21 protein-coding genes and 1 tRNA gene are annotated in these 25,180 nt (G+C 71.3%); 18 read left to right on the forward strand and 4 right to left on the reverse strand.

Annotation, left to right across the window (positions count from 1 at the left end; translation table 11 throughout):
* Nucleotides 1-3: 3 nt before the first annotated feature.
* The 7 genes from pnuC to Q9R20_RS09970 are packed head-to-tail and all read left to right on the forward strand — an operon-like array spanning nucleotide 4 to nucleotide 7,657.
* Nucleotides 4-612, forward strand: a complete 609-nt coding sequence (gene pnuC / locus Q9R20_RS09940) for a nicotinamide riboside transporter PnuC (RefSeq protein WP_311249190.1) — start codon at nucleotides 4-6, stop codon at nucleotides 610-612.
* A complete protein-coding gene (locus Q9R20_RS09945; protein WP_311249191.1) occupies nucleotides 581-1,675 on the forward strand; it encodes an AAA family ATPase in 1,095 nt (364 codons plus the stop codon). The genes pnuC and Q9R20_RS09945 overlap by 32 nt, the downstream gene beginning before the upstream one ends.
* A gap of 9 nt (nucleotides 1,676-1,684) precedes the next feature.
* Nucleotides 1,685-3,256 carry a MoxR family ATPase gene (locus Q9R20_RS09950; protein WP_311249192.1) on the forward strand — a complete coding sequence of 524 codons (1,572 nt, stop codon included), beginning with the start codon at nucleotides 1,685-1,687 and terminating at the stop codon, nucleotides 3,254-3,256.
* Nucleotides 3,253-3,903: a potassium transporter Kef gene (locus Q9R20_RS09955; RefSeq protein ID WP_311249193.1), complete on the forward strand. Its 651-nt coding sequence runs from the start codon at nucleotides 3,253-3,255 to the stop codon at nucleotides 3,901-3,903. The genes Q9R20_RS09950 and Q9R20_RS09955 overlap by 4 nt, the downstream gene beginning before the upstream one ends.
* Nucleotides 3,900-5,711 carry a VWA domain-containing protein gene (locus tag Q9R20_RS09960; protein WP_311249194.1) on the forward strand — a complete coding sequence of 604 codons (1,812 nt, stop codon included), beginning with the start codon at nucleotides 3,900-3,902 and terminating at the stop codon, nucleotides 5,709-5,711. Before Q9R20_RS09955 ends, Q9R20_RS09960 begins: the two co-directional genes overlap by 4 nt.
* Nucleotides 5,704-6,312 carry a phosphohydrolase gene (locus Q9R20_RS09965; RefSeq protein WP_311249195.1) on the forward strand — a complete coding sequence of 203 codons (609 nt, stop codon included), beginning with the start codon at nucleotides 5,704-5,706 and terminating at the stop codon, nucleotides 6,310-6,312. The genes Q9R20_RS09960 and Q9R20_RS09965 overlap by 8 nt, the downstream gene beginning before the upstream one ends.
* On the forward strand, nucleotides 6,305-7,657 hold the full coding sequence (locus Q9R20_RS09970; RefSeq protein WP_311249196.1) for an AMP-binding protein: 1,353 nt from the start codon (nucleotides 6,305-6,307) through the stop codon (nucleotides 7,655-7,657). Before Q9R20_RS09965 ends, Q9R20_RS09970 begins: the two co-directional genes overlap by 8 nt.
* A 48-nt stretch (nucleotides 7,658-7,705) precedes the next feature.
* On the opposite strand, the gene aceB is transcribed toward Q9R20_RS09970, so the two are convergent.
* The gene (gene aceB, locus Q9R20_RS09975) at nucleotides 7,706-9,364 is read right to left on the reverse strand and encodes a malate synthase A (RefSeq protein WP_311249197.1); all 1,659 of its coding nucleotides are present in this window, start codon (nucleotides 9,362-9,364) and stop codon (nucleotides 7,706-7,708) included.
* A gap of 205 nt (nucleotides 9,365-9,569) precedes the next feature.
* Nucleotides 9,570-10,868 (reverse strand): isocitrate lyase, encoded by a 1,299-nt coding sequence (aceA, locus tag Q9R20_RS09980; protein ID WP_311249198.1) that lies wholly within the window; start codon nucleotides 10,866-10,868, stop codon nucleotides 9,570-9,572.
* A gap of 128 nt (nucleotides 10,869-10,996) precedes the next feature.
* Between aceA and Q9R20_RS09985 the strand changes: the two genes are divergently transcribed.
* A complete protein-coding gene (locus Q9R20_RS09985; RefSeq protein ID WP_311249199.1) occupies nucleotides 10,997-12,472 on the forward strand; it encodes a helix-turn-helix domain-containing protein in 1,476 nt (491 codons plus the stop codon).
* A gap of 15 nt (nucleotides 12,473-12,487) precedes the next feature.
* Here Q9R20_RS09985 and Q9R20_RS09990 read toward each other — a convergent pair whose 3' ends face one another.
* Entirely contained in the window at nucleotides 12,488-14,023 is a 1,536-nt protein-coding gene (locus Q9R20_RS09990) for a PucR family transcriptional regulator (protein ID WP_311249200.1), read from the reverse strand.
* Between the two features lie 91 nt (nucleotides 14,024-14,114).
* On the opposite strand from Q9R20_RS09990, the gene gabT reads away from it, so the two are divergent.
* The 8 genes from gabT to nusG all read left to right on the forward strand — a co-directional run bounded on the left by gabT (nucleotide 14,115) and on the right by nusG (nucleotide 22,541).
* Complete coding sequence (gabT, locus tag Q9R20_RS09995) at nucleotides 14,115-15,464, forward strand: 4-aminobutyrate--2-oxoglutarate transaminase (protein ID WP_311249201.1); 1,350 nt, start codon at nucleotides 14,115-14,117, stop codon at nucleotides 15,462-15,464.
* Nucleotides 15,465-15,537: 73 nt separating this feature from the next.
* Nucleotides 15,538-16,992, forward strand: a complete 1,455-nt coding sequence (locus Q9R20_RS10000) for an NAD(P)/FAD-dependent oxidoreductase (RefSeq protein ID WP_311249202.1) — start codon at nucleotides 15,538-15,540, stop codon at nucleotides 16,990-16,992.
* A complete protein-coding gene (locus Q9R20_RS10005; RefSeq protein ID WP_311249203.1) occupies nucleotides 16,989-17,861 on the forward strand; it encodes a universal stress protein in 873 nt (290 codons plus the stop codon). Before Q9R20_RS10000 ends, Q9R20_RS10005 begins: the two co-directional genes overlap by 4 nt.
* Nucleotides 17,858-19,420 carry an APC family permease gene (locus tag Q9R20_RS10010; protein WP_311249204.1) on the forward strand — a complete coding sequence of 521 codons (1,563 nt, stop codon included), beginning with the start codon at nucleotides 17,858-17,860 and terminating at the stop codon, nucleotides 19,418-19,420. Before Q9R20_RS10005 ends, Q9R20_RS10010 begins: the two co-directional genes overlap by 4 nt.
* 22 nt (nucleotides 19,421-19,442) lie before the next feature.
* On the forward strand, nucleotides 19,443-20,804 hold the full coding sequence (locus tag Q9R20_RS10015; RefSeq protein ID WP_311249205.1) for an NAD-dependent succinate-semialdehyde dehydrogenase: 1,362 nt from the start codon (nucleotides 19,443-19,445) through the stop codon (nucleotides 20,802-20,804).
* 170 nt (nucleotides 20,805-20,974) lie between these two features.
* Nucleotides 20,975-21,047 (forward strand) — tRNA-Trp (locus tag Q9R20_RS10020).
* Between the two features lie 42 nt (nucleotides 21,048-21,089).
* Nucleotides 21,090-21,365, forward strand: coding sequence for a preprotein translocase subunit SecE (secE, locus tag Q9R20_RS10025; protein ID WP_115919456.1), 276 nt, complete (start codon nucleotides 21,090-21,092; stop codon nucleotides 21,363-21,365).
* A gap of 60 nt (nucleotides 21,366-21,425) precedes the next feature.
* A complete protein-coding gene (gene nusG / locus Q9R20_RS10030; protein ID WP_311249206.1) occupies nucleotides 21,426-22,541 on the forward strand; it encodes a transcription termination/antitermination protein NusG in 1,116 nt (371 codons plus the stop codon).
* 107 nt (nucleotides 22,542-22,648) lie between these two features.
* On the opposite strand, the gene Q9R20_RS10035 is transcribed toward nusG, so the two are convergent.
* Complete coding sequence (locus Q9R20_RS10035) at nucleotides 22,649-23,299, reverse strand: hypothetical protein (RefSeq protein WP_311249207.1); 651 nt, start codon at nucleotides 23,297-23,299, stop codon at nucleotides 22,649-22,651.
* 663 nt (nucleotides 23,300-23,962) lie between these two features.
* Here Q9R20_RS10035 and rplK point away from each other — a divergent pair.
* Nucleotides 23,963-24,394, forward strand: a complete 432-nt coding sequence (rplK, locus tag Q9R20_RS10040; protein WP_295839746.1) for a 50S ribosomal protein L11 — start codon at nucleotides 23,963-23,965, stop codon at nucleotides 24,392-24,394.
* Nucleotides 24,395-24,406: 12 nt separating this feature from the next.
* Nucleotides 24,407-25,099: a 50S ribosomal protein L1 gene (gene rplA, locus Q9R20_RS10045; RefSeq protein ID WP_311249208.1), complete on the forward strand. Its 693-nt coding sequence runs from the start codon at nucleotides 24,407-24,409 to the stop codon at nucleotides 25,097-25,099.
* Nucleotides 25,100-25,180 lie beyond the last annotated feature (81 nt).

Genomic DNA, 25,180 nt, shown 5'->3' on the forward strand with positions numbered 1-25,180 from the left:
CGGGTGATCGACTGGATTCTCGCCGAGTGGATGCAGATCCTCGGTTTCGCCACGGGGGCGGCGTGCGTGTTCCTCGCTGCCCGGCGGAACGTGTGGACCTACCCGATCGGCATCGCCAACAACCTCGTCTTCCTCGCGGTGTTCGTGCCGGCTGGGCTCTACGCCGCGGCGGGCCTGCAGGTGATCTACCTGGTGCTGGGCGTGCACGGCTGGTTCCGGTGGACCCGTCGGGTCGAGAACGACCGCGAGTACGTCGCGCGCACACCCCGCAGGGCCGTGCCGTGGCTGATCCTCGTGGCGGTGGCGGGAACGCTCGCGCTCACCTGGCTGCTCGGCACCTACACCGACTCGCAGGTCGCGCTCGCCGACGCCGCGACGACCTCGTTCAGCCTCGTCGCCCAATACATGCTCAACCGCAAGTGGATCGAGAACTGGTGGGTGTGGATCGGCGTCGACGTGGCCTTCGTCGCGCTGTCGATCGCCACGGGGCTGTGGATCATCGCGGCCCTATACGTCCTGTTCATCGCCCTGTGCCTCGGCGGTCTGCGGTCGTGGCGCAGCGTCCAGCGGGAGTCGACGGATGCCGACGACCTCAGCGACGCGCGTGTCTGAGCGCCGGTACCGGCACGGGGTGGTGGTGGGCAAGTTCTACCCCCTGCACGTCGGCCACGCGCACCTCATCCGCTCCGCCGTGCGGGCGTGCGAGCGGGTCACGGTCGAGGTGATCGCGGCATCCGTGGAGTCCATCCCGCTCGAACGGCGGGCGGCGTGGATCCGGGAGGAGCACCCGACCGTGCGCGTGGTCGACCTGCTCGACGACACCCCGGTCGATTTCGCCTCCGACACCGCGTGGGACGCGCATACGGCGACGATCGCGGGGCTGCTCGACGAGCCGGTCGACGTGGTCTTCACCTCGGACGAGTACGGGGCCGAGCTCGCGCGCCGCCTCGGGGCGGACTGGGTGCAGGTCGACCCCGGCCGGCGGATCAACCCCGTGTCGGGGACCGCGATCCGCGCCGATCTCGACGCGCACTGGCACGAGCTCTCGGCCGCCGTGCGCGCCGACCTGACCGCGCGGATCGTGGTGCTGGGCGCCGAGTCGACGGGGTCGACCACCCTCGCCGAGGCCCTCGCCGCCGAGCTCGGCACGATCTGGGTGCCCGAGTACGGGCGCGAGTTGAGCGAGACCCGCGAGGGCGGCCTCGACGCCCCGTGGCGCAGCGACGAGTTCGACCTCGTCGTCGACCGTCAGATCGCGTGGGAACAGGATGCCGTGCGCCGGGCCCCGCGCTCGGTGCTGGTGTGCGACACCGACGTGCTCGCGACGGCCTTGTGGCACGAGCGATACGTCGGGGCGACGGCCCCGCGCATTTTCGAGCGGGCCGCCGCGCACCGACCGGCCCTCTACGTGCTCACCGGCGACGAGATCCCCTTCGTGCAGGACGGGATGCGCGACGGCGAACACATCCGCGCCGACATGCAGGAGCGCTTCCGCGAGGTGCTCGCGGAGCAGCCGGTGCCGTGGCTCGAGGTGCGCGGCTCGGTGCCCGAGCGGGTGGCATCCGCTCTGCCCGCCATCCGTCGGGCGGTGACCGAGGCGACCTCGTTCGCGGCACCCATGGAGGGGCGACCGTACGCCGAGCAGGAGGAGTTGCGCCGGAGAGCGGCCCGTTAGGCTGGCGCGATGGCGGACCGCTGGCACAAGCTCTCGCAGTCACCCACGACCTCGGGACCCGGCGACGGCGTGGCGCCGATGAGCGCGGCCGACCTCTTCCGTCCCGCCCCCGAGGCCGCGGCGGTGCCTCTCGACGAGAAACTGCGACAGACCTACTACTGGATCGTCAACCGCGCCGTCATCTCGCCCTACTACGACGTGGAGTTCTCGTCGGGGGCGCCGCTGGCGTTCAGTCTGGGCGACGCGGGCGCCGAGCTCACCCTGCCGAGCGAGCCGTCGTTCTCGTCGAACGTCCTGCTGCCGCTGTTGAGCTTGGCGGTCGGCGGTCGGTGCCTGCTCATCGGGGGTCCGGGTCGCGGCAAGACCACCGTCGCGGTGCTCATGGGCGTGCTCTCGGGATCGACGCCCGAGGACGTGCGCCGCGGGGTGCAGCAGGGGCAGCCGCAGCTCACGATCAGCGACCTCGTCGGCATCCCCCTCCCGCGCGACCTGATGAACGCGTCGAGCCTCGCCGAGGTGGGCGTCGCGTGGCGCGACTGGCTGTCACGGCCGGTGAAGATCGTCGACGAGTACAACCGCATCCCCACCAAGACGCAGTCGGCGCTGCTGACGATGGTCGCCGAGGGCTACGTCGAGAGTCACGACCAGATGCGCCGTACCGCCCCGGCCGCGGGGGTGGAGAGCTGGTTCTTCACCGCCAACGACGATGCGGGCGGCGGCACGTTCCCCGTCATCCAGGCCCTGCGTGACCGTATGGACGTCACGGTGCCCGCGGCGGGCTTCAACAGCCGGTTCCTCGACGAGCTCATCACGCGCGTGGAGGCGGGCGAGAAACCCGAGGAGCACGTCCCCGCCGAACTGGTGTTCGCCCCCGACGAGCAGACCGCGATGCGCGCGGCGATCCGGGCGGTGCCGGTGCCGGCCGAGGTGCGCCGGCGCCTGGAGTTCTTCCTCAGTCACTTCGAGTTCGTGCAGGGCGGCGGGCGGCGGTTCGAATACCGCACGAAAGACACGGTCACCACCGCGGGAGGGCGGGTGGCCGAGGCGATCGAGGCGAACTCGGGGGCCGACCTCATGGCCGACCTCGGCTCCCAGACGCTGAACGGTCTGTCGGTACGGGCGCTGCAGACCCTCATCGTCTACGCCAAGGCCGTCGCCTGGTTCCGCGGACGCGACGCCGTCTCGCTCGCCGACGTGGCGGCGATGGTGCCCTTCGTGCTGCGCGGCAAGCTGCTGCCGAACCCCACCCACCCGCGCTTCGACGTGGGCGTCGAGCGCGAGCTGTCGACCGACACGATGAGCTGGTTGAGCGACATCTTCGCCGAGTCGTGCCGCCAGTACGACGCCCTCGGGCGCGGCACGCACGACCCCGTGCGCGATCTGCTGACGCAGGTGGAGGCCGGCCTCGACGGGGTCTCCGCCGTCGAGGCGTCGCGTCGACTCACCGCGATCGAGGCGCGCCTGCGAGCGGCGTCCGCGACGGGCAAGCTCTACGGCCGCGACTTCGACGACCTCACGGCGTTGAAGTACCTGCACCAGCGATACACCGCGTACCTGCGCTGGGCAGAGGGGCGGGCGTGATCCGTCGCCCCGGCCACCTGGCCGACGCCGAGCCGCCGACCGCGGTGCCCGCCGACGTCCCGGGTCTCGATCTCGAGCGTGCGGCGACGATCGTGCGGGCGTCGGGCGGATCGGCGGAGCGGTTCCGGCACGCGTTCGCTGCGGGTCAGGCGCACCTCCCGCCGGACACCGCGACCGACCGCCTCGTGGCGCTCGCGGGCGTCGCGGGGTGGCGTGCCGGAGTCCTCGGGCTCCGAGCCGACGCGTTCGGCCACCTCGCCGATCTTCCGCGGACGGCCGCCTCGGCCGCGCTCGGTCTCGCCGAAAGCGACCTCGACGCCTTCCTCGAGCGTCAGCGCACCGACCGCTTCTGGTGGCCCGGTCGCACGGCCCAGCGCGGGTACGTGTGCGCGGTGGGCGGCTTCGCGGGCCTCGGGGGTGCGTGGACCGCCCCGCCCACCGAGACGCGACCGCTCGACGACGAGGGCTCCTTCGCCGTGCTCACGGGCCAGCGGTGGTGGCGGGTGGATGCCGATGTCTGGGGCTCGCGGCTGGTCCCCCTCGAGGGCGAGCCGTCCGCGGTGGGCGGGGGCGCGGGGCGCGCGGCATCCCTCCTCACCTTCGCCGAGTCCTACCTGGCGTGGGTCCACGTCGCGGAGCACGCGTGAAGACGGCGCCGCTCGAGGGCGAGGCCCGCCGGGCGTGGGAGGACGCGCAGGAGCTCTGGGGCGTGCACATGCACGACGCCGAGCTGCAGCCCGGCGCGGGGGCGAGGCACGGGGCTCCGGCGTGGTTCCGCTTCCCGCCCGCGATCGTCGTCGATCCGCGGATGGTCGCCGCCTTGGGCGGGGAGGACGAGATGGAGAGCGTCTTCGCGCACGAGCTGGGCCATCACGCCCTCGCGCCGGGGACGCGCCTGGACGCGCTGAAGATCCGCCACCAGCTGGCGCGAACCCTCGTGGCCGCCGGAGCGAGCTCGGTGCGCGACGACGATGTCGCGATGCTGTCGAACCTGTGGACCGATCTGCTGGTCAACGCGCGGGTGGCCCTGCTGCAGCGGCGGCGCGACGGGGCCGGGGAGCCGGGCATCGTGCGGCTGTCGCGCGCGCTTTACCGCTCCTCGCGAGACACGGGCGGCCGGCTGTGGTGGGTGTATCTGCGCACGTACGAGCTGCTGTGGAACCTGCCCGCCGGGACCCTGTGCGCGGTCGATCCTCCGTCGGCGCCCCCGCAGCGGGCCGCCACCGCTCGCTCCGCCGGCGAGAAGACCCGGGCGGGCTACCGAGGCCGCGACGACCGGCTGCGCGAAGCGCGGGCCGAAGCCGAGCGGACGGCGCGCGAGCTCGCGGAAGCGACCATCACGCGCCCCGGTCTCGACGCCGACACGCTCGCCGAGCTCGTGCGCACGTTCGCGGGCGACGCGGTCGCGGGCGCCCTGCGCTTCGGCGTGCTGATGGCCCCCTACGTCGTCGCCGAACGCGCGGCCGGGGTCCCGATGCCGGGTGGCGAGTGCTCCGCCGACGAGGCTCCCGCGGGAGCCGGGGAGCTCGGTCGCGTCCTCGCGGACCGCCGGCTGCAGGCACCGCTTCCCGCTCCCACCGGCCGCGGGCCCGCCGCCGCCCGGTCCGCGGGGAACGGGTCGGGGCAGGCCCTCGGCATCTCGGAGACCCTCGAGCTGTACGCGAGCGCCGACCGGGATGCCGTGATCGCGGCCTGGTACCGGTCGGAGGCCGCGCGGTGGGTGCGCCCCGTCACAGGGCGCGCTGCGTCGGCGCCGTCCGAGGAGCTGCCCGGACCGGTGGAGACGTGGGAGACCGGGGACGATCTCGCCGACCTCGACTGGCCCGCGACTCTCCGTGCCGGTGGCGTCCTCGTGCCGGGGATCACCACGCGCCGTCGCTCGTACCTGGCCGACGACCCCCTGCCGAGGGACACGAGCATCACCCTCGATCTGTACATCGACTCGTCGGGCTCCATGCCGAACCCGCAGACGGGCTCACCCGCGGTGCTGGCGGGGACGATTCTCGCGCTGTCGATCCTGCGCGGCGGAGGACGGGTGCGCGTGGCGAGCTTCTCGGGGCGGGGACAGGTGGGCGGGAGCGAGGAGTTCTCGCGCGATCCCGTGCGCATCGTGCGCGACCTCGCCCTGTTCTTCGGCGGCGGGACGACCTTCCCCCTCGACCTGCTCGAGCATCGTTCCCACGCGCGGGGCCCGGCGTCGGACGAGGACCGCCGCCACCTCGTCGTCCTCTCGGACGACGGCCTGGTCTCGATGTTCGGCGAGGGCGATCCGGATCGGGCGGGCGTGGCGACCCAGGTGCGCTCCACGCTGTCGACCGGCACGCTCGTCGTTCTCGATCGCTCGCGCCGCGTGGAACCCCTGGCCCGTGCCGCGGGCTACGAGATCCTCTACCTGGAGTCCATGGATGATGCGCCCACGGTCTGCGCCGACCTGGCGGAGGTGCTGAATGGCTGAGGCCGACGAACTGCTGAAGATCTGGTCGACCCTCGTCCCGACGGAGGGGGAGACCTGGGCCCTCGCGCGTCCCGGCCCCCCGCTCGAGGCGGTCGCCGCGCGGCTCTCGAGCGTGCCGCGGTCGTTCCTCGACGACGAGGTGTCGATCACCGCTCTCTCGGGCGATGTGGCGGGGGTGGCCTGCGCCGCCGCGGCCCACGCCGCCGACCCGCGCGTGCGTCGGGGAGCCGCGATCGGGCTCTGGCTCCTCGCCAGCGAGCAGCTCGTCGAGCCCTTCCGCCCGGCGCTCGCGGGCCCCTGGGCCGTGCGCGCCGTCGACGCTCTCGCCCTGCGGGTCGCGCCGGTGGTCGATCCGCTCGACTGGCTCGCCGACGACGAACGTCGCGAGGAGGCCGCGCGCACCTTCGTGCTGTGGGCGGGTTTCCTGCCCGCGGGTGAGGATCGGGCGACCGCGCAGGCTCTCTGGCAGGCCCGCGACTCCCTCCGGCGCAGCAGCGCGCTCGCCGAGGCCTACGCGGCGTACGAGCACCGCGAGGAGATCGCCCGGCGTCTGGCCGAGGCCCGCGCGAGGGAGGCCGCGGCGAGGTATTCGAGTGAGTGACCTCGACGACCCGCTCGCCCTGGGGGAGTACCGCCCCGGCTCGGCGGCGGTGCTGACGGATGCCGAGAGGTGGCCGACCCTCGACGACGACGGCGCCGCGCGTCTCGAGCGCTGGCGCACCCACCCGGCGGCGCCGTCATGGGTGCACGCCACCGGTGACCGGCTGACCGCGGAGGCCGTGGAGCGCACGCGCGAGCCGCTCCCGCTCGACGGCTGGCTCGACGAGCACCTCGCCGTCGCGCGGAGGCTGCCGTTCTACCGCGGGATGCCGGGGCTTCGCACCCTCGACGACTTCCCGCCCATCGGGCGCTCCGATCTCGTCACCGATGTGTCGGCGTTCGTGCCCCTCGACGCGGACCTCGACCGGATGCTGCACGGCACGAGCTCGGGATCGACGGGCGCGGCGCTCGTGATCCCGGACGACGTCGAGGAGGTCGCCCGCGGCTTCCACCTGCTCGTCGATCTCGCCCGTCGCGCGGGAGTCGACTGGCGACCGGATGCCGAGCGGCTCGCGCTCGTCTGGGTGCTCCAGCAGCGGCAGGCCTTCACCTACGTCTCGCTGATCAGCGGCTTCGCGCACCGTGCTATGGCGCGCGTGAACCTCGACGCGCGCGCCTGGGGGGCGGCATCCGATCGCTCCCTCTTCCTGGGCGACGCGGATCCGCAGGCGATCTCGGGCAACCCGACCAGCCTCGCCGAGCTGCTGAGCGACGACCTCCGCCGCATCCTGCACCCCCTCGTGATCTTCTCGGGCGCGATGGCGCTGTCGGCCCCGCTGCGGGCCGAGCTCAGGGTGGCGTTCGCCTGCCCCGTGATCGACGTCTACGGGCTGCACGAGACGCGGCCGATCGCGGCTCGTGTCGACGACGGCCCGTTCCGCGTGCTGGACCGGCGGGTCCTCGTCGAGGTCCTGGATGCCGAGGGACACCCGGTGCCCGAGGGGGAGATGGGCGAGATCGTCGTCACCGCCGGCGAGAACCCGCTGCTGCCGCTGGTGCGGTACCGCACGGGAGACGTCGGACGACGGGTGCGTCTCCCGGACGGCGCGGTGGGGATCGCCGACCTCGAGGGGCGCGAGCACACCGAGTTCGTGACGGGCTCGGGGGTTCGCGTCCCGTCCGTCGACCTCACGCAGCAGCTGCAGAGCCACGGTGCGCTCGGGTGGTCGGTCGCGCAGAGCGCCGGGGGCGCCGTCGAGGTGACGGTCGCCGGGGGAGATGCGCGGGCGATCCGCGGTGCACTCGAGGCGCTACTGGACCAGCCCGTCGAGGTGACGCGCGTGGACCGCCTCATCGACCTCGGTGAGGGCAAGCCCCGGCGCTTCCGGTCCGCCGCGACGGTGTGACGCGAGCCCCCTCCCCGGTCGGGGAGAGGGCTCGCACGGCGGCCGGTGTCAGTCGAGGTAGGTCGCGTACGCCGGCAGGGTGAGGAACGCCGGGAACTCCGGCCGGAGGGCGACCTCGCGGAAGATCTCCGCGGCGTCGTCGAAGCGGTCGCCGTCGGAGCGCGGCACCTCGACCAGCACCTCGTCGAGCAGACACTCCACGAAGGCCCGGGTGATCGTGTCGCCCTCGGCCGTCTCGCGGTCCTGGTGGATCCATTGCCAGATCTGCGAGCGCGAGATCTCCGCGGTCGCGGCATCCTCCATGAGGTCGTCGATCGCGACGGCCCCCAGGCCCCGCAGCCACGCCTCGAGGTAGCGGATCGCCACCGAGACATTGCCGCGCACGCCCGCCGTCGTCACCGGGAGGCCGATGCGCAGGTCGAGCAACTGCCCGGGCTCGATCGAGACGTCCTCCCGTCGGCGCTCGAGTTGGTTCGGCCGGGAGCCGAGGACCGCATCGAACTCGGCGCGCGCCACCGGGATGAGGTCGGGGTGCGCGACCCACGTGCCGTCGAAGCCGTCGCCGGCCTCGCGGCGCTTGTCGGCGGCGACCTTCTCGAACGCCGCCTCGGTCACCTCGGGCTTTCGGCGATTGGGGATGAACGCGCTCATGCCGCCGATCGCGTACGCGCCCCGCTTGTGGCAGGTGCGTACGAGCAGCTCGGTGTACGCCCGCATGAACGGCACCGTCATCGTGACCTCGCTGCGGTCCGGGAGCACGAACCGCGCCCCGCGACCCCGGTAGGTCTTGATGATCGAGAAGATGTAGTCCCAGCGGCCGGCGTTCAGGCCCGCGCAGTGGTCACGCAGGGCGAAGAGGATCTCCTCCATCTCGAACGCCGCGGGCAGCGTCTCGATCAGCACGGTCGCGCGGATCGTGCCATGGGCGAGGCCCAGGCGCTCCTCGGTGAACGAGAAGACGTCGTCCCACAGTCGCGCCTCTTCGGCCGACTCGATCTTCGGCAGGTAGAAGTACGGCCCGCGCCCCGCCGTGATCAGCGCGTGCGCGTTGTGGAACACGTACAGCCCGTAGTCGACGAGCGATCCGGATGCCGCCAGCTCCCGGCCGGAGCGATCGATGAACGTCACGTGCTTCTCGGGGAGGTGCCAGCCGCGCGGGCGCATCACGATCGTCGGGGTGCGCTCGGCGGTGACCTCGTAGCGCTTGCCCTCGGGGCTCGTGAACGACAGCTGCCCGCGGATCGCGTCGAACAGCGACAGTTGCCCGCCGATGACGTTCCGCCAGGTGGGGCTGGTGGCGTCCTCCTGGTCGGCGAGCCAGACCCGCGCGCCGGAGTTCAGTGCGTTGATGGTCATCTTCGGGTCGGTGGGGCCGGTGATCTCGACGCGGCGGTCCTCCAGACCCGGGCCGGCCCCGGCCACCTGCCACGAGGGATCGTCGCGGATGTGCGCGGTGTCGGCGCGGAAGTGCGGGTCGTCGCCCGTGCCGATCTCGAAGCGGCGGCGCTCGCGCGCGGCGAGCCGGTCGTGCCGGCGCCGGGCGAAGCGGTCGTGCAGCTCGGTGAGGAAGGAGATCGCCGCGGGCGTGAGGATCTCGGCATCCCGGCCCTCGAGGGGGCGTTCGAGGCGCAGGTGGGGGACGGATGCCGGGGGCTGCGGCATCCGGGATCCTTCGGTGGTCGGCGGGGGTGAGGTGATGAGGGTCATGATCGTGTCTTTCTGTCTGTGTCGCTGCTCCGCTCCGCTTCGCCCGCGCCCCGTTCGTGCGGTCTGAGCCGTGCTGAGTGTCCAAGAAACCCGGATGGAACTCGGAAAGGTCCGGGTGTTTTGGACACTCAAGCCGGGGCCGGGGCCGGGGCCGGGGCCGGGGCCGGGGCTTGGGCGGAGGGGGAGGGTGGGCGAGGGAAGTGGGTCAGTGGAACTGGGCCGTCTCCGTCGAGCCGGCCAGGGCGAGGGTGGCGCTGTCGGGGTTGAGCGCGGTCGAGACGACGTCGAAGTAGCCGGTGCCCGCCTCGCGCTGGTGGCGCGTGGCGGTGTATCCGACGGCCTCGGCGGCGAACTCGGCCTCCTGCAGCTCGACGTACGCGCTCATGGCGCGCTCGGCGTAGCCGCGGGCGAGGTCGAACATCGAGTGGTTCACGGCGTGGAAACCGGCCAGCGTGATGAACTGGAAGGCGTAGCCGAGAGCGGCCAGGTCGGCCTGGAACGTGGCGATCTGCTCGTCGTCGAGGTGGCGCTTCCAGTTGAAGCTCGGCGAGCAGTTGTAGGCGAGCTTCTTGCCCGGGTAACGGGCGTGGATCGCCTCGGCGAAGCGGCGCGCGAGCTCGATGTCGGGCTCGCCCGTCTCGACCCACAGCAGGTCGGCGTAGGGCGCGAAGGCGAGGCCGCGGGCGATGACGGCGTCCAGCCCCGGACGCACACGGTAGAAGCCCTCGCTCGTGCGCTCGCCGGTGAGGAACTCGCGGTCGCGCTCGTCGACGTCGCTCGTGAGCAGGTCGGCGGCCAGCGCGTCGGTGCGCGCGATGATCACGGTCGGCACCCCCGCGACATCCGCCGCCAGACGCGCAGCGTTGAGCGTGCGGATGTGCTGCTGGATCGGAACGAGCACCTTGCCGCCGAGGTGGCCGCACTTCTTCTCGCTGGCGAGCTGATCCTCCCAGTGGATGCCGGCGGCCCCCGCCTGAATGAGCGACTGCGCGAGCTCGTAGGCGTTGAGCGGCCCGCCGAAGCCGGCCTCGGCATCCGCGACGATCGGCGCGAGCCAGTCCTGCGTCACCTCGCCTTCGGCGCCCTCGATCTGGTCCTGGCGCAGCAGGGCGTTGTTGATGCGACGCACGACGGCCGGCACCGAGTTGGCCGGGTACAAGCTCTGGTCGGGGTAGGTCTGCCCGGCGAGGTTGCCGTCGGCGGCGACTTGCCAGCCGCTGAGGTAGATGGCCTTGAGCCCGGCGCGCACCTGTTGCACGGCCTGCCCACCGGTGTAGGCGCCGAGCGCGCGGACGTACTCCTCGGTGTGGATGAGGTTCCAGAGGTTCTCGGCCCCGCGGCGGGCGAGCGTCGCCTCTTCGCGGACGGTGCCGCGGAGGCGGACGACGTCCTCCGCCGAGAACGTGCGCTCGATGCCGTCCCACCGGGGGTCGGCCTCCCACGAGGCACGGAGCTCGGCGGCGGTCTCGGTCTGGTCGCCGGGGCGCAGGGGGCTGATCGTCATGAGCTTCTCCTTCGGATGCCGGGGCCTCGGTGCCCCGTGACGACCACTGTGGGCGAAGATCAACACTCTGAAACCACATCCGCAGTGTGAAGATTGCCCGATCTTCTGCGGCTGTGAGACTCTGGCGTATGGACACCGGAGTCTCTGCTGTGTCGGCATCCCTTCCGCTCGACGATGAAGAGGTGGACACCCTCACCATCGGCCGACGCATCCGCCAGCTGCGCACCGCGCGCGGCATGACCCTCGACGACCTCGCCGGCGCCGTCGGGCGGGCGCCGAGCCAGATGTCGATGATCGAGAACGGTCGTCGCGAGGCGAAACTCACCCTCCTGCAGGCGATCGCCCGGGCGCTGGAGTGCAAGCTCGACCAGATCCTGGATGCCGAGCCCCTCGACCCCCGCGCGACCCTCGAGCTGTCGGTCGAACGCGCGATGCGCGGGCAGACGTTCCAAGCCCTCGGCATCGAGCCGTTCCGGATCGGGCGGTCGGTGCCCGACGAAGCGCTCGCCGCGATGCTCGCGCTGCAGGCCGAGATCGAGCGCCTGCGGGAGGAGCGCTCGGCCACGCCGGAGGAGGCCCGCCGTGCGAACGTCGCCCTGCGTCGCCTCATGCGCACGCAGGACAATCACTTCCCGGAGCTCGAGAAGGTGGCATCCGAGATGCTCACCGCGATCGAGCACCCGGGCGGACCTCTGACGCAGCGCGGGGCGAGCGACATCGCCGCCCACCTCGGCTTCACGCTGCACTACGTGCCCGACCTGCCCTCGTCGACGCGGAGCATCGCGGATGCCAAGAACGGCCGGCTGTACCTGTCGACCACGGTCGCGAAGGGCGATCCGCGCGCGGCGGTGCTGCAGGCGTTGTCGAGTCGCATCCTCGGCCACGGCGAGCCGAGGAGCTACGACGAGTTCCTGCGGCAGCGGGTCGAGACGAACTACCTCACCGGGGCGCTGCTCATGCCCGAGGGCCACGTCGTCCGGGCGCTGCGCGAGGCGAAGGAGCGGCGCACGATCAGCATCGAGGACCTCCGCGACGCCTACTCGGTGTCGTACGAGACCGCCGCGCACCGTTTCACGAACCTCGCGACGGTGCACCTCGGCATCCCGGTGCATTTCTTGAAGGTGCACGAGTCGGGGACGATCACGAAGGCGTACGAGAACGACGACGTGAACTTCCCCACCGACCGGCTCGGCTCGATCGAGGGGCAGATGTGCTGCCGGCGCTGGACGAGCCGCGTGGTCTTCGACGAGGACGACCTGTTCAACCCCTACTACCAGTACACCGACACCGGCAACGGAACCTATTGGTGCACCGCGCGCGTGGAGCAGTCCAGCGAGGGCGCGCACTCGGTGAGCGTGGGCGTGCGCTTCGACGACACGCGCTGGTTCCGCGGCCGCGACACCCCCAACCGTGGTGTCTCACGTCATTCGGTGGAGGCCTGCTGTCGTCGAGCGCCGGCCGAGTTGGAGGCCGCCTGGCGGGGTGCGGCCTGGCCGAACGTCCGCACGCCGCGCACGCTCCTGGCGACCCTGCCGACCGGGGCGTTCCCCGGCGTCGACACGACCGAGATGTACGAGTTCCTGCAGGCGCACGCGCCGGGGTGAGGCGCTGGGGGGTCGCTACTCCGCCAGCCGCAGCGCCGCCCACAGCTCCGCACGGGCGGCGAACGACGACAGGTCGCGTCCGAGCACCCGTTCGGCCTGAGCGATGCGGGCGCGCACGGTGTGGCGATGGATGCCGAGCGCCTGGGCCGTCGCCTCGTGCGAGCAGTCGTGCGCCAGCCAGGCATCGAGGGTGTCGAGCAGCGCGGATCCCTGCGCGTCGTCGTGACGGCGCAGCGGCGTGAGCGTCCCGGTCGCGATGGCCCGCGCCGCCTCGGAGTCGAGCGCCGCGAGAAGGCCCGCGCGGGCTGTGTCGGTGAAGTCGGCGACACCCGGGGCGGCTACCCGGTCGCGCGCGGTGCGGGCCTGGGCGAGGGCGTGCGAGAAACCGTCGTATCCGGCGGGCGCCGAGCATCCGACCACGATCTCGAACCGCTCGGCGATCTCTTCGAGGACGCCTCGCCCCGCGGCGGGCACCACGACGACGACCCCGTCGTCGCCGCGCCCGAAGAACACGTCGCCACGCCGGTCCTGCGCGCGCACCTCCAGCCACTCCGCGAGGGCGGTCGAGCGCACGGATGCCGCGGGCGTCACCGCTACCACCACCGGTGCCGCGGGCAGGGGCCCGAACAGGTCGCGGCCCGCGCGACGCGCCAGTGAGGGGTCGTCGGTGGAGAGGGCCTGCACGAGACCGGCGCGGAACGTGCCGATCGCGCGCCCGAGACCGTCCTGCTGCTCGAGGGCGAGCGCGGCCATCGCGACCACCGCGGTCACGACGTTGCGCCCCTCGTGGTCGAGGTCGTCGGACGCGATCGCGAGGGCGCCGCGCAGGTGGCCGCCGCGGCCGAGCGTCTGCACGCTCACCGTCACGTCGTCCACGCGAACCGTCGAGGCGGCGCGCGTACCGCGGCGCAGCATCGACGTCACCTCGCTCGCGACCGCGGGGAGCCGGTCGCCGCTGAACGCGCCGGCCGGATGCTCGGTGCGCAGCGCGCCGGCCGCATCGAACAGACCCACGCCGCAGCCCAGCTGCCGCGACAGCTCCGCGAGCGTCGCCGACAGGCCGTCCGGTCGAAGCGCCGCGAGCGACACGGCGCGTTGCGCGGCGAGCGACCAGCTGCGTCGCGCATAGGCGTCGGCGGCGATCGCCTCGGCGCCGGCGCGGGCCACCGCGATGAAGGGCGTGCGATAGGGCACCTCGAACAGCGGCATCCCGTTGCGCAGGCACGCCTCCAGCAGAGCGGAGGGGATGCCGTCGCGCACCACCTCGGTGCCGAAGCCCAGGCCGCGCACGCCCCGCGCGCGCAGGCGTCCCACGTACGCCTCGTAGTCGGCGGGGGAGGCGTCGTCGAACTGCGTCCCGGTGGTGAGCAGCACGAGGCCCTCGCTGAGGAACGGCGTGGGGTCGGCGAGATCACTCGAGTGCACCCATCGGACGGGCCGGTCGATGCTGTCGGCGGGCAGGGCGTCCTCGTCGACGACGAGACGGAGGTGCAGGTCGGAACGCCCGAGCAGCGCGCGCAGACTCGGCGGGGCGACGGCGGTGTCGGCCATGGGACTCCTGTACGGCTCGTATACGACGGTGCCTGCGACTGTACATCCAGGAGAGTGCATGCCCCGTCGCGGCGTCCGTAGCATCGCGGCCATGAGCCTCGACACCCTTCCCCTCGTCGGCGGTCCGTCCCTCGCCCAGGAGCGCCGCCTCGTCACCGCCATCCCCGGCCCGCGCTCGCAGGAGCTGCTGGACCGCAAGGCCGCCGCCGTGGCATCCGGAGTCGGCCACACCGTGCCCATCCACGCCGTCGCCGCGGGCGGCGGGGTCGTCGTCGACGCCGACGGCAACTCGCTCATCGACCTCGGCTCGGGCATCGCCGTCACCAGCGTCGGCAACGCCCACCCCGCCGTCGTGAAGGCCGTGCAGGAGCAGGTGGCCGCCTTCACCCACACGTGCTTCATGATCTCGCCCTACGACTCGTACGTCGCGGTGGCCGAGGCCCTCAACCGCCTCACCCCGGGTGATCACGAGAAGAAGAGCGCGCTGTTCAACTCCGGCGCCGAGGCCGTCGAGAACGCGATCAAGATCGCCCGCAAGTTCACCGGCCGCCAGGCCGTCGTCGCCTTCGACCACGCGTACCACGGGCGCACCAACCTGACGATGGCGCTCACGGCGAAGAACATGCCGTACAAGAGCGGTTTCGGCCCCTTCGCGGCCGAGGTGTACCGCGCTCCGCTGTCGTATCCCTTCCGCGACGGGCTCTCGGGCCCCGAGGCCGCGGCCAAGGCCATCTCGCTGATCGAGAAGCAGGTCGGTGCCGACAACCTCGCCGCCGTGATCATCGAGCCCATCCAGGGCGAGGGCGGCTTCATCGTCCCGGCCGACGGCTTCCTGGGCGCGATCGTGGACTGGTGCCGCGACAACGGCGTCGTCTTCATCGCCGACGAGGTGCAGTCCGGCTTCGCCCGCACCGGCGCCATGTTCGCCAGCGAGCACTTCGGCATCGTCCCCGACCTCGTCACCACCGCCAAGGGCATCGCCGCGGGTCTGCCGCTGGCCGCGGTGACCGGGCGCGCCGAGATCATGGATGCCACCCACACGGGCGGGCTCGGCGGCACGTACGGCGGTAACCCGATCGCGTGCGCCGCTGCTCTGGCATCCATCGACGCCTTCGAGAACGACGGTCTGATCGAGCGCGCTCAGCAGATCGGCGAACTCCTCATGGACCGCCTGCAGGCGCTGAAGCGGAGCGACCCCCGCGTCGGCGACGTGCGCGGACACGGCGCGATGATCGCCGCCGAGTTCGTCGACCCCGCCACCGGTGCCCCCGACGCGGCCCTCACCACCGCCGTGGCGAAGGCCGCGATCGCCGAGGGGGTCATCGTGCTCACCTGCGGCACCTACGGCAACGTCATCCGGTTCCTGCCCCCGCTGTCGATCGGCGACGACCTCCTGAACGAGGGCCTCGACGTCGTCGCGGCGGCGCTCGCCGCCCACTGACCCGACCCGAGGGGGCGCTGACCCGACGGACGCCGCCTCCTCGCCCCTCGATCACCGACGAAGAGAGAACACCATGGACGAGATCACCCGAGACGTGGTCGTCATCGGAGCCGGCGCTGCCGGACTCACCGCCGCCAACGACCTGCGCAAAGCCGGCCTGTCGGTCGTCGTGCTCGAGGCGCGCGACCGCGTCGGCGGGCGCCTGTGGACCGACGTGGTCGACGGAGCGATGCTCGAGCTCGGCGGTCAGTGGGTCTCGCCCGACCAGACGGCCCTCATCGACACGGTCGCCGACCTGGGCCTGTCGACCTACAGCCGCTACCGCGAGGGCGAGAGCGTCTACGTCGGTCCCGACGGCGAGACGAAGCGCTTCACGGGCGAGATGTTCCCCGTCGCGCCCGAGACCGAGAGAGTCATCGACGAGGTGACCGCGCGCCTCGACGCGATGGTCGCCGAGATCGACCCCGACCGCCCCTGGGAGCACCCCCGGGCCGCCGAGTGGGACACGATCTCGTGGGACGCCTGGCTGCGCGAGCAGACCGACGACGACGAGGCCATCCGCAACCTCGCCTTCGCGACGGGCTCCGCGATGCTCACCAAGCCCACGCACTCGTTCTCTCTCCTGCAGTCGCTGCACATGGCGGCATCCGCGGGCTCGTACTCGAACCTCGTCGACGCCGACTTCATCCTCGACAAGCGCGTGACCGGCGGCCTCCAGCAGGTGCCCGAGCTGCTCGCCGAGCGTCTCGGCGACGACGTCCTGCTGAATCAGCCGGTGCGCCGCATCATCTGGGGCGCCGACACGGCGGCACCGGAGCGTTCCGCGGACACGGGCCAGAAGGTGGCGGACCTGCAGGCGCTGACGGCCCGCGTCGACGCGGCGAAGACCGCCTCGGCGGGGGTCACCGTGATCGCCGACGGCGTCACGGTCCGTGCCCGCTTCGCCATCCTCGCGCTCGCCCCCGTGCTGTACTCGCGCATCTCGTTCGAGCCCCCGCTGCCGCGCCTGCAGCACCAGATGCACCAGCACATCTCGATGGGCTTCGTGATCAAGGTGCACGCCGTGTACGAGACGCCGTTCTGGCGCGAGCAGGGGCTCTCCGGTACCGCCTTCAGCCCCTACGAGCTGTGCCACGAGGCATACGACAACACCAACCACGGCGACGAGCGCGGAACGCTCGTGGGCTTCGTCTCGGACCACAACGCCGACGACCTGTTCCGTCTCAGCGCCGAAGAGCGCAAGGAGCGCATCCTCGAGTCGCTGTCGCACTACTACGGACCCGAGGCGAAGAACCCCGTCGTCTACTACGAGAGCGACTGGGGCACCGAGGAATGGACCCGCGGCGCCTACGCCGCGAGCTTCGACCTGGGCGGCCTGCACCGTTACGGAGCCGACCTGCGCGAGCCCGTCGGAGCGCTCCACCTCGCCTGCAGCGACATGGCCGGCGCCGGCTTCCAGCACGTCGACGGCGCAATCCGTCAGGGCCACCGCGCGGCCGAGGAGATCCTCGAGCGGACGCGCGGATGAGCGCGCGTCGCGTGGTGGTCGGCTACACCGCGACCGACGCGGGGGCCGACGCCCTCGCGCTCGGTGCGCGGCTGGGCGCGGCCCTCGACGCCCCCGTGCACGCGGTCGTGGTGCTCCCCTCGGCTGAGAACAACGTGTCGATCCCGACGGATGCCGGCTACGAGCGTCTCGTGCAGGACACCGCCCGCGGCTGGTTGCGCGAGGCCCTGGCGTCCTACCCCGGCATCCGCGGTCACGTCCGCTCCGCCCACGCGGTGTCGGACGGACTCGTCGCGGCCGCCGAGGAGTTCGACGCCGGAGTCATCGTCGTCGGCACCGGCGGGGGAGGACCCCGCGGTCGCCACCGCCTCGGCACGACCGCCGAGGAGCTCGTCCACTCGGCACCCGTCCCCGTGGCCCTCGCTCCCGAGGGCGCGCGCGACGTCGATCCGTCCGTCGGGCTGCCGCGCGTCACTGCCGCGATCGGCACCCGCCCCGGAGCCGACGTCCTGCTCGAAACCGCGGCATCCCTCTCTCGTCGCGCGAAGGCACCCCTGCGACTGCTCTCGCTCGCGGGCGTCGACCTGCCCGGGCGGGTGGACCCGTCGTTGACCCGGTTGACCGGTCAGGCGCACGCCGAGGACGTGCTCGAGACCGTTCGTGCGGCGCTTCCCGCCGAGATCGAGGCCGAGGCCCTCGTCGGCGCCGGCTCCGACATCGAGGACGCCGTCTCGCGCATCGACTGGCAGCCCGGCGACGTCGCGCTCGTCGGTTCCAGCCGTCTCGCGCAGCCCCGGCGTCTGTTCCTCGGCTCCACCGCGGGGCGCATCCTCCGCGCCCTCCCCGTCCCCATGATCGTGGTGCCGCGCACCTCGGAGGCCTCCTCATGACCACCCCTCGCAACGGCGCGAGCCCGGCGCCCGACAGCGCCGTCACCACCGGCATCTCCAACAAGGGACTCCGGGTCGGCTCGATCGGCATGATCGGCGCCGTCGTCATCGGCATCTCGACCATCGCCCCCGCGTACACGCTCACCGGAGCCCTCGGCCCCACCGTGTCGGCCGTCGGCTTCCAGGTCCCCGCGATCATCCTCGTCGGCTTCATCCCGATGCTCCTCGTCGCCCTCGGCTACCGCGAGCTGAACTCGCGGATGCCGGATGCCGGCACCTCCTTCACCTGGGCCGCCCGCGCCTTCGGGCCGTGGGTGGGGTGGATGGCCGGCTGGGGGCTGATCGCCGCCACGGTGATCGTGCTGTCGAACCTCGCGGGCATCGCGGTCGACTTCCTCTTCCTGCTCATCGCGCAGGTCACCGGCAACGCCGACATCGCCGAGCTGACTCGCGTGGTTCCCATCAACGTGGCCGTCTGCCTGCTCTTCATGCTGCTCGCCACGATCGTGTCCTACCGCGACCTGCAGACCACCCAGCGTCTGCAGTACGGCCTGGTCGGCTTCCAGGTGCTCGTGCTGCTGGTGTTCGCGGGCGCGGCCGTCGTCGAGATGATGAACGGCAACGCGTTCGACGCGAGCCCCGTGCAGGCGTCCTGGTTCAACCCGTTCGAGGTCGATTCGTTCAGCGCGTTCGCCGCGGGCCTGTCGCTGTCGATCTTCATCTTCTGGGGGTGGGACGTCATCCTCACCATGAACGAGGAGACGAAGGACCCCGACAAGACCCCCGGTCGAGCCGCCACGGTCACGGTGTTCCTCATCGTCGCCCTGTACCTGCTGATCGCCGTCGCGCTGCTCATGTTCGCCGGCAACGGGACGGGGGAGCTGGGGCTCGGGAACGAGGACATCCAGGAGAACGTCTTCTTCCACCTGTCGGGCCCGATCCTCGGACCCCTGGCGTTCCTCGTCTCGCTCGCGGTGCTCACCAGCTCGGCATCCTCGTTGCAGGCCACCTTCGTGGGTCCGGCGCGCACGCTCCTGGCGATGGCGCACTACGACGCCCTGCCGAAGAGGTTCGCGACGGTCAGCCCGCGGTTCTTCACCCCCGGGTACGCCACCATCGTCTCGGCGATCGTCGCCTCGGCGTTTTACGCCGTGATGCGCGTGCTCAGCGAGAACGTGCTCACCGACACGATCACGGCCCTCGGCGCGATGATCTGCTTCTACTACGGCCTCACCGCGTTCGCGTGCGTCTGGTACTTCCGCAAGCAGTGGTTCGACTCGGTGCGCAACGTCTTCCTGACGCTGCTGGCCCCCCTCATCGGCGGGGTGATCCTCGCCGTGCTGTTCGTCACCACCCTGATCGACAGCGCGAGCCCCGACTACGGTTCGGGATCCGAGATCGGCGGCGTCGGCCTCGTGTTCGTGATCACGGTCGTGATCATCGTGGTCGGGGTCGTGCTCATGATCGCCCAGCGCATCGCGAGCCCCGGGTTCTTCCGGGGTGAGACGCTGGGTCGAGAAGCCCCCGCCAGCGCACGCCGCCGCCGCGTCACGTCCTGACCACGAAACGAATAGGAGCACCATGAGCGACTACGCCGTCGTCAATCCCGCCACCGGTGAGACCCTCGCCGAGTACGACACGCTGAGCGACTCCGGGGTCGAGGCCGCGATCGCGTCCGCCCATGACGGATACCGCGTCTGGTCGCGCACGGCCCCGGCCCAGCGGGCCGAGGGACTGCGCCAGGTCGCGCAACTCCACCGCGAGCGTCGGGACGAGCTCGCCGCCATCATCGTCCGCGAGATGGGCAAGCCCCTCGAAGCGGCGCTGGGCGAGGTCGACTTCGCCGCCGACATCACCGAGTACTACGCCGACAACATCGACAAGATCACCGGCGACAGCCCGCTCGAGATCCTGGGCGAAGGAACGGCCGTGGTCCGCCGCTCGCCGCTGGGGGTGCTGCTGGGCATCATGCCGTGGAACTTCCCGTACTACCAGGTCGCCCGTTTCGCCGCCCCGAACCTCGCGGTCGGCAACACGATCCTGCTCAAGCACGCGCCCCAGTGCCCGGAGTCGGCGGAGGCGCTGCAGGCGATCTACCGCGACGCGGGCCTGCCCGAGGGGGCGTACGTGAACATCCGCGCCACCAACGACCAGGCGGCGACCATCATCGCCGACCGCCGCGTGCAGGGCGTGTCGGTGACGGGCTCCGAGCGGGCCGGGGCGGCTGTGGCCGAGATCGCCGGTCGCAACCTCAAGAAGGTCGCGCTCGAGCTCGGCGGATCCGACCCGTTCATCCTGCTGTCGACGGACGACCTGGATGCCGCGGTGCAGGCGGCGGTGGACGCGCGCCTCGACAACAACGGGCAGTCGTGCAACGGCGCGAAGCGCTTCATCGTCATCGACGAGCTGTACGACGCCTTCCTCGAGAAGTTCGCCGCCGCGCTGGGCGAGGCCAAGGTCGGCGACCCCTTCGCCGACGACACCGTGCTGGGCCCGCTGTCCTCGCTCGCTGCCGCCCAGCGCCTCGACGAGCAGGTGCAGCGCGCGGTCGCTCAGGGCGCCACCGTGGAGGTCGGGGGGACCCGCGACGGCGCGTTCTACCCGGGCACGGTCCTCACGGGCGTCACGAGCGACATGGACGCGTACGGCGAGGAGTTCTTCGGCCCCGTCGGCACCGTCTACCGCGTCTCGAGCGAGGACGAGGCCGTCGCCCTCGCGAACGACACCGGCTACGGTCTCGGGTCCTACGTCTTCACCACGGATGCCGAGCAGGCTCAGCGCGTGGCCGACCGCCTCGAGGCCGGGATGGTCTACGTCAACGTCGTGCTGGCCGACTCGCCCGAGCTGCCGTTCGGCGGCGTCAAGCGCAGCGGCACCTCGCGCGAGCTCGGGCTGCTCGCGGCCGATGAATTCGTGAACAAGAAGCTCATCCGCACCGTCTGATCCGTGTCCGTCCCCCGGCCCGGTTCGCCTCGCCGGGGGACATGACATAGACTGGGTAGTGCAGTCGAAATCTGCATTCTTTCGCTGTGCCTTCGGGTGCGCGGCATCCTCCCCCGTGAGATTCCAGGCGAAAGCGTGCCGGTCTCGAATCCTGGATCCCTCGGGATTTTAGGGCGGTAGCTCAATTGGCAGAGCAGCGGTCTCCAAAACCGCAGGTTGCAGGTTCGATTCCTGTCCGCCCTGCGCACAGCGCACGCTGGCACAGACACAGACCAAGGTGGTTCGATGACGCAGGACGAGGCGAAGGGCGAGATCGTCGCCGAGCGCGGCGCTCCCCGTGAGAAGAAGCTCAACTTCTTCGCGCGGATCGCTCTGTTCATCCGCCAGGTCTTCGCAGAACTCCGCAAGGTTGTCACGCCGACGCGGCAGGAGCTGCTGAAGTTCACCGCCGTGGTCCTCGGTTTCGTCGTCGTCATGATGGCGATCGTCTACGGCCTCGACGTGCTGTTCGTGTGGATCACCACCGCCGTCTTCGGCGTCCCCGGTACCGCCGGCGCCTGACCGGCGTCTGTGCGGACGAGCGGCGCCAAGAGCGGCCGCCTTTGAACGGAAGAGATCACAGTGTCTGAAAGATATGTCGACGACGCCGATTGGGCGACGGCCGCCGAGCAGTCCAGCGAGGACGACGAAGCCCAAGAGGGCAACGTGCTCGCCTCGCAGGAGCGCGCCTCCGACTCGGCCGAGCACTCCGCCGTCCACATCGTCGACGACGAGACCGACACCGACGACGCCGACCTGGGCGACATCGACATCACCGACCCGGAGGCGGACGCGATCGTGAACGACGCTCTCGAGATCGACGAGACCAGCGAGGCCGAGGCCGCTGCCGAGGTCCTGAACGACTCCCTCGCCGAGGAGCAGGCCGAAGAGGCCGCCGAGGCCGAAGACGAGGTCACCCCCTACGACGGTCCCGACGTCAACGGCGAGCCCGACGCTCCCGTGCTCGACGAGGACTTCGTCGACGAGGTCTCCGCCGCCGCCGGCGTGGTCGACGAGGTGGAGGCCGGCGAGTCGCCCGCCGACGCCGCGGGCGACGACGACATCGACGAGGACGCCGACCCGTACGAGACGTTCCGCACCGAGCTGCGGATGCTCCCCGGCAAGTGGTACGTCATCCACTCCTACGCCGGCTTCGAGCGCAAGGTGAAGGCCAACATCGAGCAGCGCAAGTCGACGCTCGAGGTCGAGGACGACATCTACCAGGTCGAGGTCCCCATGGAGGACGTCGTCGAGATCAAGAACGGCCAGCGCAAGATGGTCAACCGCGTGCGCATCCCCGGCTACGTGCTGGTGCGCATGGACCTCAACGAGGACACCTGGTCGGTCGTGCGTCACACGCCCGGCGTCACCGGCTTCGTGGGCAACGCCCACAACCCCACGCCGCTGCGCTTCGAAGAGGCGTTCAACATGCTCAAGAGCCTCGTCGAGGTCAAGGAGTCCGCGCCCGCCAAGGCCGGTGCCGCCAAGGGCGCCCCCACCGCGCAGCGCGTCATCCCCGCCGAGGTCGACTTCGAAGCCGGCGAGACCATCACCATCAAGGAAGGTTCGTTCGCGGGCCTGCCCGGCACGATCAGCGAGATCAAGCCCGAGAGCGGCAAGCTCACCGTGCTCGTGTCGCTCTTCGAGCGCGAGACCCCCGTCGAGCTGTCGTTCGACCAGGTCACCAAGATGATCTGACGCCCCTCGCGTTCGGCGGGCGTGGTGTGGGCGGGCGCATAAACGCGATCGACGCGCAAAAACACGGTGTGACCGCGTTTGCGCGCACGGATCGCGTTTATGCGCCCTCACCTCGAGCGGCTATTCCGGTTGAGGGATGCCAGGGCGGTGAGGTCCGGCCAGCGCACCGGCCGCAGGCCCGCGGCGATGAGTGCCGACCGCAAGCCGTCCGCGCCGAGGGCCCCCGCGTAGTCCCACCGGGCGATCCGCCACCCTCCCCGTCGAAGTGCGTCCTCGCGCCGCTTCTCCGCACGGACAGCCTCGGCCGCAGCGGCCGCGTCTGTGGCGCTGTACTTCACCCACCCGTCGGCCTCGCCGATGATGCGCTGCTCCGGCCAGCAGAAGTCCGATCGAAAGGTCCGTCCCTCGAGCCTGTGCTCGGTCTGCAGAGCGGGGGCGGGGAAGCCGCACCAGTCGATGACCGCCCTGCTGATGGACTCACCTGGGGACTCGGCGAGCGGGGTGGCACGCGTCAACGTCGATTCCGCGCGCCGCAGCCCGAAGGCGTTCCGCTGCCCCGCAGCGCGGTCCCACAGCCTCTGACGGTCGAGGCCGTACATGCGCAGTGCGGCGTCGGCGACGGCGAGTCCGAACGCGGGCGGGAGGACCCGGGCGAGGTCGACGACGACGTCTTCAACGGCAGTGATGCGGATGCCGGCGACCTCGCACGCGGGCCGCGCATCCGCACTGGTGTGAGCGGTGATATCGCTATAGGTCACCGACCGGGAGCGTCGCGTGTCGAAGATGTGGATGGAGCGTGGGTGGCCGAAAACGGGGAGTCCAAGGAGCGCGGCGGCGGATTCGTGGGAGAACATGGCATCCGGTCTCGTCAGGGCGAAGGCGTGCACGCGGACGAGATAGCGATCCCACGGCGGTAGGCCCTCCCACGCGGCGCGAGGAGTGTAGATCCCCGCGCGGACGCGTACCAACGATGCGTCCCGAGCGAGTCGAGGCCCGGACCGCGGCATGGTCGAGACACGCAGCAGGGGTGTCGGCGACGCGCGCAGCGCTTTCGGAGAGGTTTGCATGCGGCGAGGGTGCCAGGTCCGAACGCGGCTCGTTCCGGGGCTGTGGACAACCGCCGCCCCCCCCCGACGCATAAACGCTCCTCGGGCGTATAAACACGGCGTGTCCGCGTTTACACGCCCGAACCGCGTTTATAGGTGTGACGCGGCTATCGCGGTGATCGCGAGCGCAACCCGCGCGCAGGGCCCCGAGCGAGGGAGCCCGGAACGGTCGGGGAGAGCAGCGGATGCCGGAACGCCGGCCGTCGCGTATGATGAGGAGGTTGCGTGCTTCGGCGCGTCACGACCGCTGCCCGGAGACGCCGGGTGCGCGGGAGAGCACGGGTGTCCGCTCGTGCTCGAGGAAAGGAAGAGGACATGGCACCCAAGAAGAAGGTGACCGGCCTGATCAAGCTCCAGATCAACGCCGGTGCTGCCAACCCGGCGCCGCCGATCGGCCCGGCGCTCGGTCAGCACGGCGTCAACATCATGGAGTTCTGCAAGGCCTACAACGCCGCGACCGAGTCGCAGCGCGGCAACGTGATCCCCGTCGAGATCACGGTGTACGAGGACCGCAGCTTCACGTTCATCCTGAAGACGCCCCCGGCCGCCGAGCTCATCAAGAAGGCCGCCGGCCTGCAGAAGGGCTCGCCCACCCCGCACACGACCAAGGTGGGCAAGCTCACCAAGGATCAGGTGCGCGAGATCGCGACGACCAAGCAGCCCGACCTGAACGCCAACGACATCGAGGCCGCGGCCAAGATCATCGCCGGCACCGCCCGCTCCATGGGCATCACGGTCGAGGACTAAGGGGAGAAGAACATGGCTACCAAGTCCAAGGCATTCCGGGCCGCCGCCGAGAAGATCGCGCCCGACACGTACTACACCCCGACCGACGCCGTCGCGCTCGCGAAGGAGACCGGCTCGAAGAAGTTCGACTCGACCGTCGAGGTCGCGCTGAAGCTCTCGGTCGACCCCCGCAAGGCCGACCAGATGGTCCGCGGCACGGTCATCCTGCCCCACGGCACGGGTAAGACCGCGCGCGTCATCGTCTTCGCCAACGGCCCCGCGGCCGAGGCGGCCCTCGCCGCCGGCGCCGACGAGGTCGGTGGCACCGACCTCATCGAGAAGGTCGCCGCCGGCTACACCGCGTTCGACGCGGCCGTCGCCACGCCCGAGCTCATGGGCCAGGTCGGTCGCCTCGGTAAGGTCCTCGGACCCCGCGGCCTTATGCCGAACCCCAAGACCGGCACCGTGACCCCCAACCCGGCCAAGGCCGTCGAGGAGATCAAGGGCGGAAAGATCGAGTTCCGCGTCGACAAGCACGCCAACGTCCACTTCGTGGTCGGCAAGGCGTCGTTCTCGGCCGAGCAGCTCGACGAGAACCTCAAGGCCGCTCTCGAGGAGATCGTCCGCCTCAAGCCCTCCAGCTCGAAGGGCCGCTACATCCAGAAGGGCGCCGTCTCGACCACCTTCGGTCCCGGCATCCCGCTGGACGTGAACGCCATCGTCTGACGTTCGTCACCGGAAGCCCCGCCGCGCCTCGTGCCGGCGGGGCTTTCGCGTTCTCGGCGTCCGCGCGGCTGCACGATCGTG

It is taken from the genome of Microbacterium sp. PRF11 (assembly GCF_031844085.1).
Taxonomy (GTDB): domain Bacteria; phylum Actinomycetota; class Actinomycetes; order Actinomycetales; family Microbacteriaceae; genus Microbacterium.

Excerpts from the sequence above, each read along its gene's own strand:
- rplK (WP_295839746.1), top strand. The coding sequence starts at position 23,963 with ATGGCACCCAAGAAGAAGGTGACCGGCCTGATCAAGCTCCAGATCAAC.
- Q9R20_RS10005 (WP_311249203.1), top strand. The coding sequence starts at position 16,989 with ATGAGCGCGCGTCGCGTGGTGGTCGGCTACACCGCGACCGACGCGGGG.
- Q9R20_RS09945 (WP_311249191.1), top strand. The coding sequence starts at position 581 with ATGCCGACGACCTCAGCGACGCGCGTGTCTGAGCGCCGGTACCGGCAC.
- rplA (WP_311249208.1), top strand. The coding sequence starts at position 24,407 with ATGGCTACCAAGTCCAAGGCATTCCGGGCCGCCGCCGAGAAGATCGCG.
- gabT (WP_311249201.1), top strand. The coding sequence starts at position 14,115 with ATGAGCCTCGACACCCTTCCCCTCGTCGGCGGTCCGTCCCTCGCCCAG.
- Q9R20_RS10015 (WP_311249205.1), top strand. The coding sequence starts at position 19,443 with ATGAGCGACTACGCCGTCGTCAATCCCGCCACCGGTGAGACCCTCGCC.
- secE (WP_115919456.1), top strand. The coding sequence starts at position 21,090 with ATGACGCAGGACGAGGCGAAGGGCGAGATCGTCGCCGAGCGCGGCGCT.
- Q9R20_RS09990 (WP_311249200.1), bottom strand. The coding sequence starts at position 14,023 with ATGGCCGACACCGCCGTCGCCCCGCCGAGTCTGCGCGCGCTGCTCGGG.
- aceA (WP_311249198.1), bottom strand. The coding sequence starts at position 10,868 with ATGACGATCAGCCCCCTGCGCCCCGGCGACCAGACCGAGACCGCCGCC.
- Q9R20_RS09965 (WP_311249195.1), top strand. The coding sequence starts at position 5,704 with ATGGCTGAGGCCGACGAACTGCTGAAGATCTGGTCGACCCTCGTCCCG.
- Q9R20_RS10010 (WP_311249204.1), top strand. The coding sequence starts at position 17,858 with ATGACCACCCCTCGCAACGGCGCGAGCCCGGCGCCCGACAGCGCCGTC.
- Q9R20_RS09950 (WP_311249192.1), top strand. The coding sequence starts at position 1,685 with ATGGCGGACCGCTGGCACAAGCTCTCGCAGTCACCCACGACCTCGGGA.
- Q9R20_RS09985 (WP_311249199.1), top strand. The coding sequence starts at position 10,997 with ATGGACACCGGAGTCTCTGCTGTGTCGGCATCCCTTCCGCTCGACGAT.
- aceB (WP_311249197.1), bottom strand. The coding sequence starts at position 9,364 with ATGACCCTCATCACCTCACCCCCGCCGACCACCGAAGGATCCCGGATG.
- Q9R20_RS10000 (WP_311249202.1), top strand. The coding sequence starts at position 15,538 with ATGGACGAGATCACCCGAGACGTGGTCGTCATCGGAGCCGGCGCTGCC.